General features: G+C 59.2%; 18 protein-coding genes and 1 pseudogene. 10 read left to right on the plus strand and 9 right to left on the minus strand.

Going from position 1 to position 17,148, the window contains the following annotated elements:
* Positions 1-53: 53 nt before the first annotated feature.
* Positions 54-914, minus strand: a pseudogene (locus tag IM764_RS08700) (uracil-xanthine permease family protein); the annotation flags it as partial.
* 105 nt (positions 915-1,019) lie between these two features.
* On the minus strand, positions 1,020-2,486 hold the full coding sequence (gene hflX, locus IM764_RS08705; RefSeq protein ID WP_194187564.1) for a GTPase HflX: 1,467 nt from the start codon (positions 2,484-2,486) through the stop codon (positions 1,020-1,022).
* A 68-nt stretch (positions 2,487-2,554) separates the two neighbouring features.
* Here hflX and IM764_RS08710 point away from each other — a divergent pair, with 68 nt between their 5' ends.
* A complete protein-coding gene (locus IM764_RS08710; protein WP_194187565.1) occupies positions 2,555-3,355 on the plus strand; it encodes a hypothetical protein in 801 nt (266 codons plus the stop codon).
* A gap of 13 nt (positions 3,356-3,368) precedes the next feature.
* Here IM764_RS08710 and dapF read toward each other — a convergent pair whose 3' ends face one another.
* Entirely contained in the window at positions 3,369-4,262 is an 894-nt protein-coding gene (dapF, locus tag IM764_RS08715) for a diaminopimelate epimerase (RefSeq protein ID WP_194187566.1), read from the minus strand.
* Between the two features lie 5 nt (positions 4,263-4,267).
* Positions 4,268-5,200, minus strand: a complete 933-nt coding sequence (gene miaA / locus IM764_RS08720) for a tRNA (adenosine(37)-N6)-dimethylallyltransferase MiaA (RefSeq protein WP_194187567.1) — start codon at positions 5,198-5,200, stop codon at positions 4,268-4,270.
* Positions 5,201-5,380: 180 nt separating this feature from the next.
* Between miaA and IM764_RS08725 the strand changes: the two genes are divergently transcribed.
* Entirely contained in the window at positions 5,381-6,739 is a 1,359-nt protein-coding gene (locus IM764_RS08725; protein WP_194187568.1) for a DUF349 domain-containing protein, read from the plus strand.
* A 19-nt stretch (positions 6,740-6,758) separates the two neighbouring features.
* On the opposite strand, the gene IM764_RS08730 is transcribed toward IM764_RS08725, so the two are convergent.
* The gene (locus IM764_RS08730) at positions 6,759-7,487 is read right to left on the minus strand and encodes a hypothetical protein (protein WP_228073683.1); all 729 of its coding nucleotides are present in this window, start codon (positions 7,485-7,487) and stop codon (positions 6,759-6,761) included.
* A complete protein-coding gene (miaB, locus tag IM764_RS08735; RefSeq protein ID WP_099298823.1) occupies positions 7,480-9,093 on the minus strand; it encodes a tRNA (N6-isopentenyl adenosine(37)-C2)-methylthiotransferase MiaB in 1,614 nt (537 codons plus the stop codon). The genes IM764_RS08730 and miaB overlap by 8 nt, the downstream gene beginning before the upstream one ends.
* Before the next feature lie 130 nt (positions 9,094-9,223).
* Between miaB and IM764_RS08740 the strand changes: the two genes are divergently transcribed.
* From IM764_RS08740 to IM764_RS08760, 5 genes are read left to right on the plus strand one after another with little or no spacing between them, the layout of a single operon-like run.
* Positions 9,224-9,952, plus strand: a complete 729-nt coding sequence (locus tag IM764_RS08740) for an amino acid ABC transporter ATP-binding protein (RefSeq protein ID WP_194187608.1) — start codon at positions 9,224-9,226, stop codon at positions 9,950-9,952.
* 32 nt (positions 9,953-9,984) lie between these two features.
* Positions 9,985-10,854, plus strand: coding sequence for a glutamate ABC transporter substrate-binding protein (locus IM764_RS08745; protein WP_194187569.1), 870 nt, complete (start codon positions 9,985-9,987; stop codon positions 10,852-10,854).
* An 18-nt stretch (positions 10,855-10,872) separates the two neighbouring features.
* Positions 10,873-11,559: an amino acid ABC transporter permease gene (locus IM764_RS08750; RefSeq protein WP_099298618.1), complete on the plus strand. Its 687-nt coding sequence runs from the start codon at positions 10,873-10,875 to the stop codon at positions 11,557-11,559.
* The gene (locus IM764_RS08755; protein WP_194187570.1) at positions 11,559-12,497 is read left to right on the plus strand and encodes an amino acid ABC transporter permease; all 939 of its coding nucleotides are present in this window, start codon (positions 11,559-11,561) and stop codon (positions 12,495-12,497) included. The genes IM764_RS08750 and IM764_RS08755 overlap by 1 nt, the downstream gene beginning before the upstream one ends.
* A gap of 14 nt (positions 12,498-12,511) precedes the next feature.
* Entirely contained in the window at positions 12,512-12,958 is a 447-nt protein-coding gene (locus IM764_RS08760) for a hypothetical protein (RefSeq protein WP_099298616.1), read from the plus strand.
* Between the two features lie 25 nt (positions 12,959-12,983).
* On the opposite strand, the gene recX is transcribed toward IM764_RS08760, so the two are convergent.
* The 3 genes from recX to IM764_RS08775 all read right to left on the minus strand — a co-directional run bounded on the left by recX (position 12,984) and on the right by IM764_RS08775 (position 15,113).
* Positions 12,984-13,586 carry a recombination regulator RecX gene (gene recX, locus IM764_RS08765; protein ID WP_194187571.1) on the minus strand — a complete coding sequence of 201 codons (603 nt, stop codon included), beginning with the start codon at positions 13,584-13,586 and terminating at the stop codon, positions 12,984-12,986.
* Entirely contained in the window at positions 13,570-14,700 is a 1,131-nt protein-coding gene (gene recA, locus IM764_RS08770; RefSeq protein ID WP_194187572.1) for a recombinase RecA, read from the minus strand. The genes recX and recA overlap by 17 nt, the downstream gene beginning before the upstream one ends.
* A 206-nt stretch (positions 14,701-14,906) precedes the next feature.
* Positions 14,907-15,113 carry a DUF3046 domain-containing protein gene (locus IM764_RS08775; RefSeq protein ID WP_194187573.1) on the minus strand — a complete coding sequence of 69 codons (207 nt, stop codon included), beginning with the start codon at positions 15,111-15,113 and terminating at the stop codon, positions 14,907-14,909.
* Between the two features lie 99 nt (positions 15,114-15,212).
* Here IM764_RS08775 and IM764_RS08780 point away from each other — a divergent pair, with 99 nt between their 5' ends.
* From IM764_RS08780 to IM764_RS08790, 3 genes are read left to right on the plus strand one after another with little or no spacing between them, the layout of a single operon-like run.
* The gene (locus IM764_RS08780) at positions 15,213-15,848 is read left to right on the plus strand and encodes a biotin transporter BioY (protein ID WP_194187574.1); all 636 of its coding nucleotides are present in this window, start codon (positions 15,213-15,215) and stop codon (positions 15,846-15,848) included.
* A complete protein-coding gene (locus IM764_RS08785; protein WP_099298612.1) occupies positions 15,835-16,521 on the plus strand; it encodes an energy-coupling factor ABC transporter ATP-binding protein in 687 nt (228 codons plus the stop codon). The genes IM764_RS08780 and IM764_RS08785 overlap by 14 nt, the downstream gene beginning before the upstream one ends.
* Positions 16,505-17,137, plus strand: a complete 633-nt coding sequence (locus IM764_RS08790) for an energy-coupling factor transporter transmembrane protein EcfT (protein ID WP_194187575.1) — start codon at positions 16,505-16,507, stop codon at positions 17,135-17,137. The genes IM764_RS08785 and IM764_RS08790 overlap by 17 nt, the downstream gene beginning before the upstream one ends.
* The last annotated feature ends 11 nt before the right edge of the window (positions 17,138-17,148 follow it).

Raw genomic sequence — 17,148 nt, forward strand, 5'->3', positions numbered from 1 at the left:
AAGGAATAATGGAAATCAAGGCACATGCCTAGGAACAAAACCTAGGGCACTTCAGCCATGACACCGATATTCTCTGCGTAAGTAGTGGTACCGGAACCGCCGAACCCACCAGCAAACATCGTGGATGCGCCGTCTGCCATCAATGCTCGTCCAGCAAGGTCATCCAAGTTCCGCCCTGTCATGGTGGATACAGCCTTCACGTGACCGATGTTTTCTGCCAACAAAACCACCACTACCGGCAAGGTCACAGCCACCGCAGCTAGATGGAACTCGGGAGTAGCAAAGTGTGGCAGCCCCACCCAGCTCGCAGCGTTCACAGACTCCTTGGACTCCGCCGAAATTCCACCTGCCATGAATGCAAATGCCCAGCCCACAATCACTCCGAGCAGAATACTCAGCCGTCCAACCATCCCGCGGCCCATCACGGTGAACAGCACGATCGCCAACGTAGTCACAAAGGCAATCAGTGGCTGGGCTTCAAAGTTGTCGATCGCTGTCGGAGCCAAGTTCAGACCGATCAACGCGACGATCGCTCCGGTCACCACGGGCGGCATGATGGCGTCGATAACACGAGAACCCGCCCAGTGAGTCACCGCACCAATGAGGAACAACAGCAACCCGGCTGCAACAATGCCTCCGAGCTGCGCGGCGAAACCGTGCGCTTGTGACGCCGAAAGCGGGGCGATGAACGCGAAGGAACTGCCCAAATAGGACGGGAGTCGGTTCCGGGTGACCAACAGAAACAGGATTGTTCCCACGCCAGAGAACAGCAGCGTGGTGTTCACGGGAAACCCGGTCAACGTAGGAACCAGCAGCGTGGCGCCAAACATGGCCACCACGTGCTGCATTCCGATGCCAATGGTTCGGCCCCACGAAAGTCGCTGCTCGGGCGTCACCACACTGCCCGGACGGATCGTGCGGCCATCACCGTGGAGTTCCCATCCAAAGAATCTGCCACGGGTACTTGCTGGAGTTGTTCCTGTCTCGACAGGTTTTTGCGGAGTGCTCACGCGGAGCAATTATTCCGTATCAGGGTCCGTATCTACCAAAAACTCTTTCAGCTCTCCGGCCAGCGACGCAGGCAGGCGCACCTCAATGAGCGTGCCGGCATCGTCGTAATCCTCACTGAGCACCGTGCCCAGCTCGTGCACACGTGCCACAACATCCCCGCGGGTGAACGGAACGCGCAGGTGAACATGCGCATCCAAACTATTCAGGAACAGCTCTAGCCGAGTCTCCAGTTCCTCGATGCCCTCGCCAGTGTGGGCTGAGACAAACACCACGTCATCGAGACGGTGACGCAGCTCCGCAAGCACCAATGGATCCGTGGCATCGATCTTGTTGACCACCAGGATTTCCGGCGGCGCAGGGCGTCCCGTCTCCTCCACGATGTCCCCAATGACCTTGTTCACGGCAACAATCTGCTCCAAGGGGAAGGGATCAGAGCCATCCACCACGTGCAGCACCACGTCCGCAGCCAGCACTTCCTCCAACGTGGAGCGGAATGCCTCCACCAACTGTGTGGGTAGGTGACGAACAAACCCCACGGTGTCGGTGAAGACCACCGCCCGGCCGTCGCGCAGATTCGCCCGGCGAGTAGTGGGATCCAGCGTGGCGAACAGGGCGTCTTCCACCAACACGCCAGCGCCTGTCAAAGAGTTAATTAGCGAAGATTTTCCTGCATTGGTGTAGCCCGCGATGGCCACCTGTGGAATCGCCGCGGCATCGCGCCGTTCGCGCTTGATCTCGCGGGAGGTTTTCATCCCCGCAATCTCCTTGCGCAGCTTGGCCATGTCCATCCGCAGACGTCGACGGTCTGCCTCGATCTTCGTCTCACCGGGACCACGCAAACCCACGCCGCCGTTGGAGCCTGCTCGTCCACCAGCCTGGCGAGACAACGCGCCGCCCCAACCACGCACTCGAGTGATCAGGTACTCCATCTGGGCAAGCGCGACCTGCGCCTTACCTTCCTTGGACTTCGCATGCTGAGCGAAAATGTCCAGGATTAGCATGGTGCGGTCAATCACCTTGACGTCCAAGGCCTTTTCAAGCGCGATCATCTGGCCAGGTGACAGCTCACCATCGCAGATCACGGTGTCCGCACCGGATTCCATCACGATGGTCTTGAGTTCGTTGACCTTTCCGCTACCGATGTAGGTGCCGGAATCTGGCTTGTCTCGCTTTTGGTAGAGCATGTCCACGATGTCCGAGCCCGCGGTTTCCGCCAGCGCTCTCAGCTCTGCCAATCGGGCTTCGATCTGGGCTACCGTGCCCTCGGTCCACACGCCTACAAGGACCACTTTCTCCAGGCGGAGTTTGCGGTACTCGACGTCGTAACCGTCTGATTGTTCGTCGGTGTACGTGTTGACGCCTCGTGTGAGTCGACGCAAACTCGAGCGCTGCTCGAGATCAAGTTCACCGACGGTGGGCGTGGCGCTAGAGCCAGAGGTTTCGTTGAATTCGAGATCAGGAAAATTTTCTGTCATTGCCTTTCCATCTAACACGTTCACCTGCGGAAAAGTAAACTTCTTGGGCTAAGCGTTATGGTGGATGAATGATTCCAGAACTGCGCAGCGTTGGCCTTGATTTCCCCCGGTGGCAGGATGCTTTAGAAGCCGCTTATTCCACCGGTCAGCTCAGCGTAACGGGTGAGATTCGCGATGGACAGGTGTTGCAGTTTGACGACCCTTCCGGCTCTCGGCTCGTCATCCTGACTGCACCTCCGTATGGGTCTTTTGCCAGCTATGTGGGCGGCCCTCAGGCATCAGCCCACTTGAGCATGGTTAATGACATCATCGGCGTGATCGACGTGGTGGAGGACTCTCCATTCCTGCAGGTCTCCGGCCGGCAGGCTCCCACGATTGCCTCGGTCACGGCGACGGTAGCTCAAGGCCCGATGCTCGCGGAGGCCGAGCCACTGGAATACCAACCAATGAACATTGCGGCTCTAGCTACCGACGTGAAGATTTACGCCAATGCATCCGAGTTTGCTGCGGATGGCGGGGACAGGGTCGGCACCGTTGATTCTTCAGGATTAGCCGAGATCAACAGTGGTTCCACTGCTCCTCACGCTGCAGCTCGGATCGCGGTGGAAACCAGTGATATTGCCCTGCACGTCTCCGAGCTCACTGGGCAGAAATTCTGGGTGGCCTCCGTGCATACTCCGTTTGACTTCTCTGTGGTTCTGCCCGCTGATGCCTTGGAAGCGGAGGTGGATGCCGTGGGACACACCAAGGCTCTAGGAACCCTCATCCTGGCGGGCACCGTTCAATTCACGTGCAGCACAATCGAGGCGTCCTCGTGTTCCACGGGCGGCGGTTGTGGCTCCGGTAACTGCGGATGTGGCGGTCACTAAGCCCCAAGGGGCATTAGCCCACCAAGGTGCCGCGAGCCACAATCTCCGATGGCCCCTTGAGAACTGAGGTGCCCTCGCCCACCGTCACTTCTACCTGCCCACCAGGAACGTTTACGAGAACAGTGCCGGTCACGGCGCCAGAATCGGCCAATGCTGCCACTGCGGCAGCGACTGTTCCGGTTCCACAGGATCGCGTCTCTCCCACGCCGCGCTCATGCACGCGCATGTGCACAGCTCCATGGGAATCAAGCGGGGTAACTACCTCCAGGTTCACACCCTGTGGGAAGAAATCGGAATCCCACGTCACGGGCTGATCGATGGGCAGCTCCTGCAATGCCTCGGCGGTTAATTGCGGAACCACAGCGGCCAGGTGGGGGTTACCCATGTCCACGGCTAGTCCGGCAAAGCGCTCGCCAGAGACTTGAACGGTAGAAAGCCCCATCACCTCTGGCTCCCCCATCTGCACGGACACCACGGCGTGCCGCTCGGTGCTTTCGTGAACAGTCACCTCCTTACGCCCTGCCCGGGTGCCGATTCCAAATGTGCCGGCATCATCAAGTTCAACCGAGCCTTCAGCCACCAGGACGTGCGCAAATACGCGCACGCCGTTGCCACACATCTCCGCAATCGAACCATCGGCATTACGGTAGTCCATGAACCACTCATCTTCACGGCAGTCCGCGGGCAGCGCCCGCAACACACCCTGCTCCATCAACGTTGTCGCCGTGGCCACGCGGATCACGCCATCGCCGCCAATTCCTGCCCGACGGTCAGCCAGAGCACGCACTACATCGTCCGTAAGCTCAAAACGTGCCTGCGGATCTAAGAGCACCACGAAGTCATTTTCCGTGCCATGAGCCTTGATAAACGACTGTGAAACTGGGGCGAGCGTGTGGGAATCAGACATGTCCGCTAGCTTACATCCGCCAGTTCCAACACCCGTTGGACTGCGTCTGGCTCCCATGCGTCCACCCACTGGATGCGCGGATCGCGCTTGAACCAGCTACGTTGCCTACGCGCATAGCGGCGCGTCCCTAGGTAGGTTGCCTCGATAGCCTCTTCTAAACTCATCTCCCCCGCCAGATAATCCAGTACCTGCGAGTACCCAATCGCCTGCCCTGCGGTGGAATCTCGGCGCAATCCTTGAGCTTGCAGCTGGCGCACCTCGTCCACCAGACCCGCCTCGAACATCTGCTGCACACGCACTTTCAGTCGAGGATCCAACCACTCCGCCGGTGCGTGCAAGCCAATGATGCGGCAATTCCACCGTGCCGGCCGATCCTTCGGCGGCTGTGACGCAGCAAAGGGCCTACCGGTCAGCTCAATGACCTCGAGGGCGCGGACAGTACGCCGTGGATCCCGAGACTCAATAATGCCTGCGGCCTCCGGGTCCACGGTGGCCAGATGAGTATGCAGCGCTTCCACCCCCACTCGCTCCAGCTCGCGCTCCCACCGGGCGCGCACCTCCGGATCCGTGGGCGGGAAGTCCCACTCGTCCACCACGGACTGCACGTACATCATCGAACCACCCACCAGCACTGGGCGCTTCCCACGAGACATAATTTCTTCTACTTGCCGCACCGCGAGGTTGCCGTACTCCGCAACGCTGGCCGGTTGCGTGACATCCCAGATGTCCAACAAGTGGTGTGGAATACCTTCACGCTCTGCTTCGGTGAGCTTGGCCGTGCCAATGTCCATGCCCGCGTACAGCTGCATCGAGTCGATGTTCACGATCTCGCCATCACTGGACTTTGCCACCGCTACGGAGGCCGCGGACTTCCCCGACCCGGTGGGTCCCACGATGGCGATGGGCCGAATGGTGGACCTCCCGCGTTGTTCAGACATACTCCTCAGTGTAATTCACCTTCCTCTGGTCACTGCGCTTCACCAGCGATTTCGAAGCAATACAGTCCAGCGATCCGCCCGCTCTGTCATAATTGCGCAATGGCCCCTTTTGCTAGGGCACCAGCTTTCGCAACCGCGTCGCGCGGTAACCCACTTCCTCTCCTGAAGGAGCACCGACAGATGAACGCCCCCACTAATCCTTCGTCCGCACCCAAGCCAGGTCCAAAGCCAGGCGCCAAGCCCGGCCCTCGCCCCGGTGCGACGAACAGCGGCAAGGCAGCGGTGACGTCCCCCGTCAGTGCGACTCCTTCCGTGCCAACCAAGCGCCCAGCAGATTGCGGCAGGGTCGATGCAGATGGCACCGCTTGGGTCATGGGAGTAGATGGAGCCGAGCGCCAGATTGGCCAGTTCCACGCCGGCACTCCCGAGGAAGGCTTGCAGCACTTCATCAACCGCTACGAGGATCTTGCTACCGAGGTCTCCCTGCTGGAAGCTCGCCTGAAGTCCCACCCCGACGAGGCCCAGAAGCTGCGCAAGGATGCTGCGGCCCTGCGCGAATCCCTTCCCACGGCAACCGTGATTGGTGATCTTCCGGCCCTGGATAAGCGCCTCGCCGCGTTCGCTGAGCAGTCTGAAGAGGCCGAGCAGCAGGCTGATCGAGAGAAGCAGGAGCGCCGGAAGCGTGGCGTCGAACGAAAGAAAGCCCTGGCCACCGAGGCCGAAGAGATCGGCGAGAACTCCACCGAATGGAAGGCGGCCGGCGATCGCCTGCGGGAGATCCTAGCCGAGTGGAAAACGATTCGTGGCGTGGATCGGGCCACCGACGATGCGTTGTGGAAGCGGTATTCGGCTGGTCGGGATGCTTTTTCTCGACGCCGAGGCGCTCACTTTTCCGAGTTGGATCGCAACCGCGGACTGGCAAAGCAGAAGAAGGAAGACATCGTGGAGCGCGCTGAGGCGATGCAAGACTCCACCGATTGGGGCGAGACGACTCAGGCATACAAGTCACTGATGCAGGAGTGGAAGGCAGCGGGCCGCGCTACCAAGGAGGCAGACGACCAGCTATGGGATCGCTTCCGTGCTGCGCAGGACAAGTTCTTCGACGCGAAAAAGGCCGATGCGGCGAAGAAGGATGACGAGTTTGCGGGCAATGCGGACGCCAAGCAGAAGCTGCTGGATGAGTACGGCGCCCTGATCGACCCGAGCCAGGGCATCGACAAGGCCCGCCAGCTGCTGCGAGAGTTGCAGGACAAGTGGGAAGAGATCGGCTTTGTGCCGCGTGCCCGCATTCGCGAGTTCGAGCAGAAGATCGGCGAGTTGGAACAGCGCGTGTCCGACGCTGCCGACGAGCAGTGGCGACGCACCGACCCAGAGGCACTAGCCCGCGTGGCGCAGTTCCAAGCGAAGGTAGATCAGTTCGTCGCCGAGGCCGAAGCTGCTGAGGCTAAAGGCAATCCGAACAAAGCCGCCCAGCTCCGAGAGCAGGCGGCACAGTGGCAGGAATGGGCGGACGCTGCGGCGAACGCCACCCAGGGCTAATACAAGCCCTGACTAGCCTCTAGTTATTGCGGCGGGCGCGGGCCCGTGCGCGACGGTCGTCCACGATCTCATCCGTACTAACCCGCTCCATGAGTCCCGTGCGCAGTCGCTGTTGCGCCATCCGGGATTCCTCGTTTTCGTGCGCCATCTCGCGGCGCAGGTTAGCTAGCGCCTTCTGCAACGGATTGCGGCGGAAGAGCACGAAGGTCATGGTCAAAAAGACAATCGTCATGCCCACGGCACCAATGATGAGTCCATAGCTCGGCGGCTCGCCGGTTGAGGTCACCGGTCGAGTCTGCCCCATCCAGATGGCGAATACGCTGTACCACCAGCCCACGCCGGCGAAAGCCCAGTTGAACCAGGCGACCAACCAACTGCGGCTCACGATGGTGCCCACGGTGAGCAGCACTCCGCCGATCAGTGCCAGCCAGGAGTAGATCCTCTCCGGCATGGTCGTATCGAAGCCCTCCGCCTTAGGCGTGTACAGCAGAACGTCGAAGCCAAACACTTGCCCGGAATGGGGCAAGAAGTAGCTCATCAGTACCGCAAACATTCCCAACGCCATGGGAATGAGCGCGGGTCCGTAGTCCACTTCGCGTCCGGCCCTGCGCTCTGCCGTGGCTAGGTCCCCTCCGGACTTCTTCACGTGCTGATCCAGCGTCTCGCGTGCCTTATCGGCGCGAGGGTCGTTAGGGGAAGTCGTGTGTGGGGCTGGCTGCTTCTGTTCTGACTGCTCTGGTTTAGGCATCGCAACCACATCCTTCTGATCCGCATCCGCTGGCCGCCGCGGCGGTCTCGATGTTCAACAGGTTCTTGTTCGTCGTGCGCAGTGTGGGAAGTCCCAGTCCGACGCCAACCGGCGCCGTGGTGGGAACCTGGCCTGCTGCCCAGTTGTCACCGGCCTTCGTCGTCCTATGGCTCAACACTCCGGAATCCGCGATGAGGAAGTATGGGGCGGCATCGGTAACTTCCACCTCCACGATATCCCCGGGCCGGATGCTTTCCGAAAGCAGTTTCGCCTGATCGGGGTTAGCGTGAGCGCCGGTCTCCTGTGCCTGCGGCGCCCACGCGGGCATGAAGTGGACGAGTCTGCCATCGCGGGCGCGACCGGAGATGCGGTGTGTGCGGTCGTTCTTCCGTCCACCTTGATCCTGCACCAGCAATTCCTGGACACTGCCCACCAGCTGCAGGTTGTCTTCCTTCATGATGCGATCTTGCAGCTCCACCAAGCGCTCGTAGCGCTCCTGTACCACTGCCTTAGGGATCTGCTCGTCCATCTCCGCCGCCGGAGTGCCCGGGCGCGGCGAATACTGAAAGGTGAAAGCAGAGGCAAAGCGAGCCTTCTCCACCACATCCAACGTCGCTTGGAAATCTTCCTCGGTCTCTCCCGGGAAGCCCACTATAATGTCCGTGGTGATGGCCGCGTGAGGAATCTGCTCGCGCACCTTGTCCAAAATGCCCAAGAACTTCTTCGAGCGATACGAGCGCTTCATGTCCTTGAGGACCTTGTCCGAACCAGACTGCAACGGCATGTGCAGTTGCGGGCACACGGCCGGGGTCTCCGCCATCGCCTCAATCACGTCGTCCGTGAACTCAGCAGGGTGCGGGCTCGTGAAGCGCACGCGCTCCAAGCCCTCGACCTCACCGCAGGCACGCAAAAGCTTGGCGAAGGCACCGCGGTCCCGCTCCAGGTCGGCGTCGGAAAAATTAACGCCGTAGGCGTTCACGTTCTGGCCCAACAACGTCACCTCGGAGACACCCTGCTCCACCAATGCGGAGACCTCCGCCAAAATATCGCCGGGGCGACGGTCCTGCTCCTTGCCACGCAGCGAGGGAACGATGCAGAACGTGCAGGTGTTATTGCAACCCACGGACACGGAGACCCAGCCCGCATAGGCGGACTCGCGCTTGGCCGGCAAAACGGAGGGGAACTGCTCCAAGGAATCGGCGATCTCCACCTGAGCTTCCTCATTGTGCGCAGCCCGCTGCAGCAACGTGGGCAAACTACCCAAGTTATGCGTGCCAAAGACCACATCCACCCACGGGGCCTTCTCCACCACAACCTGCTTGTCCTTCTGCGCCATGCAGCCACCCACGGCAATCTGCATGCCGGGGTGCGAATCCTTAACCCCCTTCATCATGCCGAGCGTTCCGTATAGACGATTGTCCGCATTCTCACGAACTGCACAGGTGTTGAACACCACCACATCCGGGGTCTCGCCATTTGGAACCGGCTGATAACCAGAATCTTCGAGTAATCCAGACAGGCGCTCGGAATCGTGCACGTTCATCTGACAGCCGAAGGTACGGACCTCGTACGTGCGGGAGTCATCAGGGCGAGAGGGAGAAATCATGTGCGTCACGGGGTCTGATCCTACTCACCACCGTGCCCATAAGAAACTGGCCATTTTTGAAAAGTTAACGTGGATGTAACCTAGGTCACGGTAATCTTCCTTTATGTCAGACACGCAAACTAAAACCGCAATGATCAGCTTGCGGGATGTGAACAAGCACTTCGGCGAATATCACGCCCTCCGCGACATCAACCTCAGCGTTCCTGCAGGTCAAGTGGTTGTCCTGCTTGGCCCCTCTGGTTCCGGAAAATCCACCCTGTGCCGCACCATTAATCGTCTCGAGACAATCGATTCCGGCGAGATCCATATCAATGGAGAATTACTCCCAGAAGAAGGCAAGGATCTAGCCAAGCTACGCGCAGACGTAGGCATGGTTTTTCAGTCCTTCAATTTGTTCAGCCACATGACCATTCTGGACAACGTCACGCTGGCGCCCATGAAGGTACGCAACCAATCTAAGGCACAGGCCAAGAAGCGCGCGATGGAGCTGCTGGAACGCGTGGGTATTGCTGCTCAAGCGGAGAAGTACCCGGCGCAGCTCTCCGGTGGCCAGCAACAGCGCGTAGCCATCGCCCGCGCGCTGGCGATGGATCCCAAGGTGATGCTGTTCGATGAGCCCACCTCCGCGCTGGATCCGGAAATGATCAACGAAGTGCTGGAAGTGATGGCTGACCTGGCCCGCTCCGGCATGACCATGGTCTGCGTGACCCACGAGATGGGCTTTGCCCGCAAGGTCGCCAACCGCGTGCTGTTCATGGCGGACGGCGCGATCGAGGAAGACACCACTCCGGAAAACTTCTTCGCCAATCCGGAATCCGACCGCGCCAAGGACTTCCTGGCCAAGATCCTCGACCACTAATCGCCGCACCCAGCGAGATTGAGCAAAACACCATGACATATATTCGACGCCTCACCGCCGCGGTGGTTGTGGCCCTCAGTATGGTTGCCCTGGCAGCCTGCGGCGCTAATGAAGCACGCAGTCTGCTGAGCTCCATTGAATCCGGCCGAGTGATCCTCGGCACCAAGTTCGACCAACCCGGCCTCGGTGTACGCACTCCGGAAAAGACCTTCCAGGGCGTGGACACGGACGTCTCCCGCTATGTGATCAACTACATCGCGGACAAAAAGGGATGGGCCGTCCCCGAGATGAGCTGGCGGGAAACCCCATCTTCGCAGCGTGAAACGCTGATCAACAACGGCGAGGTCGACATGATCACCGCCACCTATTCCATCAGCAAGTCCCGCCTGAATTCCGTGGACTTTGGTGGTCCCTACTTGCTGACCCACCAGGCCCTGTTGGTTCGCTCCGGCGACAAGATCCAGGGACTCGAAGACATGGATGCAGAAACCAAGCTCTGTTCTGTGACCGGCTCTACCCCGGCGCAAAAGGTCAAGGCAGCGCTGCCTGAAGTTCAGCTTCAAGAGTTCGATACGTACTCCGCCTGCGTGGAAGCACTGTCCCGCGGGAAGGTCGATGCCATGACCACAGATGCCACGATCCTCGCGGGATTCGCTGAGCAGTACCCCGGCGAGATGCGCGTGGTGGAACTGAAGAAGCCGGACGGCTCCTATTGGACCAATGAAAACTACGGCATCGGCCTGGCAAAGGGCCAGCCAGAGGCCGTGGAACTGATCAACGAAGCACTCAATGAAATGCACGATTCCGGCGAGTACGAACGAATCATCAAAAACAACCTGGGAGATGCCATTCAGCCTGGCGCCAAGCCGGACATCGGTGACCTCTCCTTCGTGAATAGTTAGGAAGGAGGCACAAGAACGATGAATGCAGAACTATGGGCAGAAATGGGCCCCGAACTGCTGCCCGCTTTCTGGACCACCATCAAGCTGACTTTCTGGTCCGCACTGGGATCCATGATCTTGGGCACCATCTTGACGGCGATGCGCGTCTCCCCCGTCGCAATCTTGCGTACTATCGCGACCTTCTACATCAACACCACGCGTAACACGCCTCTGACGTTGATCGTGCTGTTCGCATCACTGGGTTTGTACGTGAACCTAGACATCACTCTGGCGCCAGAAGGGCCAAACTTCACCACGCAGAATAACTTCAACCTCGCGGTGTTGGCCTTTGTTATCTACACTTCGTCTTTCGTGGCCGAGTCCCTACGCTCCGGCATCAACACCGTGCCTTTTGGACAGGCCGAAGCGGCCCGCTCTTTGGGCTTGACGTTCATGCAGAACTTCCGGCACATCATTTTCCCGCAGGCTTTCCGCGGCGCGATCGTTCCTTTGGGCAACACGTTGATCGCGCTGACGAAGAACACCACAATCGCCTCGGTCATCGGTGTGGCGGAAGCCAGCCTGCTCATGAAGGCCACGGTGGAGGACTATGCCGACCAGGTCTTCGTGATCTTCGGCATCATCGCTTTGGGCTTCATCATTCTCACGCTGCCGACCGGGCTCATCTTCGGCGCAGCAGGCAAGCGATTGGCGGTGAAGCGCTAATGTCTACTCGCGCTACTGTTTTATATGACGCGCCCGGTCCCAAGGGCATTCGTTTCAACCGTATTCTCACCGCAGCCACAGTGGTGGTCATCGCTGCTGTGCTTCTGTGGGCAGGCCGGATTCTTTACGCCAACGGTCAGTTCGAGGCCGGTAGGTGGACGCCGTTCCTCGAAGGCAATATGTGGACCACCTACATCCTGCCTGGCCTGTGGGGAACGGTGAAGGCGGCTGTGGTCTCCATCCTGCTTGCGCTGCTTATCGGTGCGGTATTGGGCATCGGTCGCCTGTCCGAAAACGCTCTGATCCGTGGCGTGTGCGGCGTGATCGTGGAATTCTTCCGCTCTATCCCCGTGCTTTTGCTGATGATCTTCGCCTACCAGGTCTTTGCCATTTACGGCATGGTTCCCACGAAGCATCTGGCTTTTGCCGCAGTAGTGTTTGGCCTGACCATGTACAACGGGTCGGTGATCGCGGAGATTCTGCGTTCGGGAATCCTGTCCCTACCTTCTGGTCAGGAAGAAGCTGCTAAGGCATTGGGACTCTCCCGGACTCAGACGATGATGCGCATTTTGCTGCCGCAGGCTGTGGCTGCGATGCTGCCTGCTTTGATCTCGCAGATGGTCATCGCACTGAAGGATTCTGCGTTGGGTTACCTCATTGGCTACGTGGAGATCGTCCGTTCGGGCTTGCAGTCCGCGTCCTGGTTCCGCAACTACTTCACCGCGATGATTGTGGTGGCTGTGATCATGATCCTGCTGAACTACACCTTGAGTCGCTTGGCTGAGCGTATGGAGCGTCAGCTGCGTGCTGGTCGTGCGCGCAAGAACATTGTGGCTAAGGTTCCGGCACAAAAGGGTCAGGGCATCGAGACCAAGGATCAGGCTAATGTGGATTGGCATGACCGGTCTCACCGAGACCTCCGAAGTACGTACGAATAGGAGCGCTGACCGCATTGGCTAGTTTCAAGGAACAACTCACGGGTGCACACAAGGACGCTGTGGTAGCTGACTTGGTGTCCCTGACCGAACGCACTGTAGATGCGCAGTCCGGAATTTCCGGAAAGCTTGTCCAAGGCGCGTACAAGGCTGGCAAGAAGGTGGACAGTGGGTTGCCGGAAAAGGCCATGCGCGGGCTTCTTCCCGAATTAGCTTCCGACCTGGAGCCTTTTTGGGACGAGTACGCCGGCGGCGATCGTTCTGGTTCTTTCGGAGAATTTCTCGACGCCCGCAAGGAGCAGGTCAGCTCCATTCTTCTGGAGACTGCTGACCGCCAGGCGGGGAAGGTGAACAATCCCACGATCAATAAGGTCTACTCGCCCATTCGCGGCAAGGTAGCCAAGATCGTGGAGAAGACCGTTCCCGAAATTGGCGACACGCTGGCCAAGCACGTAGAGGGCTAGCTAACTCGCGCAGTTGGCAAGATGGCTAGTCGCCTTGGATCTCTGCGATCCGCTGATCTAATGCCTGCCGTGCGGCGGCGATGCACGCTCCTTCGGGAAACCCCCGACGGGCGGGCACGCCGACTATGCGCCGCAGGCATTTTTCATACTCAGCTCGATCCGCCGGGGGATTTTTAATGCTCCCGGCTTTTTTCGTCACTAGCTGATCAATGATGTCCCGCTGGTCATCCCACGTGATGTCTTGGAGTGCATCCTCAATGAGCGAGGCTTGCACTCCTTTGCGCTGCAGTTCGCGGCGCAGCACTGCGGGAGACTTCTTTTGGTTGAGATGCCGCTGGCGCACCCACTCTGCGGCAAACCGGGAATCGTCAATCATCCCGTTTTCTATACAGCGCTGCACCACTTGATCGACTAGCTCTGAGTCAAACTCCGCATCGAGCAGCCGTCCGCGCAGCTCTTCAGCGGAGCGGTCTCGGTGGTTGAGTAAGCGGACCGCCTTGGCTTTCACAGGAGCCAGTGCCTTTTCCGTCTCTGAATCAATCAGCGGCGGTGCCTCGCCTGCCTCCCACTGCTGCAAGGCCTCTTTTAAGGCCTCGATCTTTTGCTGCTGGCTATTCCTCGTCATCATCGTCGAAGTTTGGAGACAGGTTGATTGGCTGATCGTCTGGATCCAGCGCATCCGCGCCCTCGAGAGGACTTACATCATCCTTTTGGTTCGCGTACGGACCTACCTTGAGAACCTGCATGATGCGATCCTCCAGAGTCTCCGCGAGATCCGGGTTCTGCTTGAGGAACTCACGGGCCTTCTCCTTGCCCTGTCCCAGCTGGTCGCCTTCATAGGTAAACCACGCGCCGGACTTCTTGATGATTCCCGCATCCACGCCGAGGTCGATGATGGAGCCCTCACGGGAGATGCCCTCACCGTAGAGGATGTCGAACTCAGCGATCTTAAACGGTGGAGACACCTTATTCTTGACCACCTTGATACGCGTGCGGTTACCCACCACATCCGTGCCGTCCTTCAGAGCCTGAATACGGCGAATATCGCAACGCACAGAAGCATAGAACTTCAATGCCTTACCACCGGTAGTGGTCTCCGGAGAACCGAACATCACGCCGATCTTTTCACGCAACTGGTTAATGAAGATGGCTGTAGTACCTGTTTGGTGCAGCGCGCCGGTCATCTTGCGCAGCGCCTGGCTCATCAGACGTGCTTGTAGACCAACGTGGGAATCACCCATGTCGCCGTCGATTTCTGCCTTAGGAGTCAGTGCTGCCACGGAGTCGATGACCACCACGTCGATGGCACCAGAGCGCACCAGCATGTCTGCAATCTCCAATGCCTGCTCACCCGTGTCCGGCTGAGAGACCAACAGTGCGTCCGTATCTACGCCCAAAGCCTTGGCATATTCCGGATCCAGGGCGTGCTCGGCGTCGATAAACGCAGCAATGCCACCGCCACGCTGGGCCTGTGCGATCGCATGGAGTGCCACGGTCGTCTTACCCGAAGACTCCGGACCATAAATCTCCACTACGCGCCCACGGGGAAATCCGCCGATGCCCAGTGCCACGTTAATGGCGATATTGCCCGAAGGAATCGCGCTAATGGGCGGGCGCTTGTCATCGCCCAAACGCATGATGGCGCCCTTGCCGAAGTCCTTTTCGATCTGAGCCATTGCCAGATCAAGTGCCTTGGATCGGTCTCCGGTAGGTGCGCCGGTGCTCTTCTTCTTCGGTGGCATGCTTGTCAGCTCCTTGTTGGTTTCTTTAGCGTTACCCTGTTCACTCATGCTCACGTTAGACCACGGGAGCACCGCGAAGGTTCTTAGAAAGTTCTACGCTATATCCGAGACATCAGCCTACACTATAGGAACGAGTGTTCGATATATATTTCTTCGGCGCGTCTGGTCATAGCGGAAGCCACTGATTGCTTGCGTCGAAAAAGAAGTCAAAGATCCTCCCCCAACCGCCTTTCCGCAGGCACATCGAAATCGCGACACAAGGCCAGCCAAATGTCGCGTAGCTCGACTCCCTGTTCGATAAGGGTCGAGGAACTCTCCCCAAAGCCCTCCAAGACGTGCATATCGGCGATCCAAGAACCAAAGGATCCGCCAAACTCACCTTCTACCAGCCGATCAAATTCTGCACGTCGCATAGTCCCCGACCTTACAAACCTTCGGACGTACCGCGCCATTCCGCACCCAATGTGCCCACAATTGAACGGTGTTTAAGGCCAGGGTTTAAGATGATCCGCATGCACGAAACCTCAGCTGCCACACAGCCAACTAACCAGACCGCATCCCCACGCACGCACACGGCCACCGACATTGCCTACATCGCCACCTTCGCCGCGCTCATCATCGTTCTCGGCGCGATAGCAATCCCCGTGGGCTCTGCGGGCGTGCCCATCGTTTTGCAGAACATGGGAATCTTGCTGGCATCGATGCTTCTGGGCATGTGGCGTGGCGGGCTGACCACCGCACTGTTTCTCGGCGTGGGACTCTTGGGCGTGCCAAATCTTTCCGGTTGGACACCCACCATCAGTGCACTAGCCGGACCCACCGTGGGCTACATCGTAGGCTACCTAATCTCTGCCTTTGTGGTGGGTGCCATCGCTCAGCTGGCTCCCATGCAAGCTCGCACCGGCGCCGGCGCAACGCGCTTTGCCCTCTTCGTTCTAGCCGGCCTGGCCGGTGTGTTGGTGCAGTACGCCTGCGGCACCATCGGCCTCATGTTTCGTCTCAATCTCGATCTTCCTGCCGCCATGGCCACCAACCTGCCGTTCGTTCCAGGCGATCTCCTGAAGATCGTCGCGGCCGCTGGCATCGTCACAGCTGTGGTCAAGGCTGTGCCCCACTTGCTTCCAGTGAGCCGCAGTGTCCGTCGTTGAGTTCACCGGAGCTTCCGTCGCCGCTCCGGATTCCACGATTCTACATCCCACCGACCTACGCATTACTGAACACCGCGTGGGGATCATCGGTGCCAACGGCTCGGGAAAGTCCACGCTGGCGCGCCTCATCAACGGCCTGACGCTGGCGTCTGCAGGCCGAGTCACGGTCGATGGTGTAGATCTCGCTCACCGTGCCCGTGAGGTGCGTAAGCGGGTCGGGTTCATTTTTTCCGACGCCGACAGTCAGATAGTCATGCCTACCGTCGCCGAAGACATCGCGTTTTCCCTACGGAAGCAGAAACTCTCCCGCCAACAAAAGGCGCAGAGAGTCCAGGAGGCCCTGGCCTCAGTGGGATTGGACGGGCACGAGGATCAGTCCCCTCACCTGCTCTCCGGAGGTGAAAAGCAACTGCTGGCGCTCGCCGCCATCACCGTCTTAAACCCTGCGCTCATTGTGGCCGATGAGCCCACCACGTTGCTGGATCTGGGGAATCGAATGCGTGTGCAGCGCATGTTCACAGAACTGCCCCAGCAGATGATCATCTTGACGCACGATCTAGATTTGGTACGTGATGCTGACCGCGTGATCTGCCTTGCTTCTGGCCGCGTGGTGGACGATAGCCTGCAGAGCAGTCCTGGTGAGGTGATCGATCGGTATGTTTCTCAGTTCTAAGCGCGGCCCACGTCTGACCCGGAGCACGTATATCCCGGCGGACAGTCCGATTCATCATCTACCCGCTGGCGCTAAGGCTCTGGCGGTGATCTTGGTTCTCCTGCTCACGGCTCTATTTGTGACCTCGATCCCGGTTGCCGGGTTGGTCTTGGTTCTAACGCTTGTCTTGTACGCCGTCGCACGGATCCCCTGGCGCGCTGCCTTGTTGAACCTCAGAACTCCCCTTCCGGTGCTGCTTATTCTTTGCGGATTGCTGTGGTGGAGGGTGGGTTTTGCGGTGGCGGCCCATCGTTTTCTGGTGCTTTACGCAGCGGTAGCACTGGCGATACTTCTGACGCTGACCACGCGGGTTTCGGACATGTTGGACTCCTTAGAACGCGCACTGCGTCCATTAGAGAGATTTGGCTTTCCGGTAGACAGCGTGACACTGGCGCTGTCTCTGACCATGCGGTTGATCCCACTCCAGTGGGATCTGGTGAATGAAGTCCTCGACGCGCGTAAGGCCCGCGGGGTGTCTGGATCTCCACTGGCTTTCGGTGTGCCAGTGATTGTCCGTTCGCTCCTGCGGGCCAAAGCAGTCGGTGATGCATTGATCAGCCGAGGTGTGGGCGACTAAGTCTGCACTTT

The organism is Corynebacterium sp. ED61 (assembly GCF_015233855.1).
GTDB lineage: Bacteria > Actinomycetota > Actinomycetes > Mycobacteriales > Mycobacteriaceae > Corynebacterium > Corynebacterium dentalis.

Coding starts and splice junctions, on each gene's coding strand:
- dapF (WP_194187566.1), bottom strand. CDS start 4,262: ATGTCTGATTCCCACACGCTCGCCCCAGTTTCACAGTCGTTTATCAAG.
- IM764_RS08710 (WP_194187565.1), top strand. CDS start 2,555: ATGATTCCAGAACTGCGCAGCGTTGGCCTTGATTTCCCCCGGTGGCAG.
- IM764_RS08725 (WP_194187568.1), top strand. CDS start 5,381: ATGAACGCCCCCACTAATCCTTCGTCCGCACCCAAGCCAGGTCCAAAG.
- IM764_RS08730 (WP_228073683.1), bottom strand. CDS start 7,487: ATGCCTAAACCAGAGCAGTCAGAACAGAAGCAGCCAGCCCCACACACG.
- hflX (WP_194187564.1), bottom strand. CDS start 2,486: ATGACAGAAAATTTTCCTGATCTCGAATTCAACGAAACCTCTGGCTCT.
- recX (WP_194187571.1), bottom strand. CDS start 13,586: ATGATGACGAGGAATAGCCAGCAGCAAAAGATCGAGGCCTTAAAAGAG.
- IM764_RS08790 (WP_194187575.1), top strand. CDS start 16,505: ATGTTTCTCAGTTCTAAGCGCGGCCCACGTCTGACCCGGAGCACGTAT.
- miaA (WP_194187567.1), bottom strand. CDS start 5,200: ATGTCTGAACAACGCGGGAGGTCCACCATTCGGCCCATCGCCATCGTG.
- IM764_RS08750 (WP_099298618.1), top strand. CDS start 10,873: ATGAATGCAGAACTATGGGCAGAAATGGGCCCCGAACTGCTGCCCGCT.
- IM764_RS08780 (WP_194187574.1), top strand. CDS start 15,213: ATGCACGAAACCTCAGCTGCCACACAGCCAACTAACCAGACCGCATCC.
- miaB (WP_099298823.1), bottom strand. CDS start 9,093: ATGATTTCTCCCTCTCGCCCTGATGACTCCCGCACGTACGAGGTCCGT.
- IM764_RS08745 (WP_194187569.1), top strand. CDS start 9,985: ATGACATATATTCGACGCCTCACCGCCGCGGTGGTTGTGGCCCTCAGT.
- recA (WP_194187572.1), bottom strand. CDS start 14,700: ATGCCACCGAAGAAGAAGAGCACCGGCGCACCTACCGGAGACCGATCC.
- IM764_RS08740 (WP_194187608.1), top strand. CDS start 9,224: ATGATCAGCTTGCGGGATGTGAACAAGCACTTCGGCGAATATCACGCC.
- IM764_RS08775 (WP_194187573.1), bottom strand. CDS start 15,113: ATGCGACGTGCAGAATTTGATCGGCTGGTAGAAGGTGAGTTTGGCGGA.
- IM764_RS08755 (WP_194187570.1), top strand. CDS start 11,559: ATGTCTACTCGCGCTACTGTTTTATATGACGCGCCCGGTCCCAAGGGC.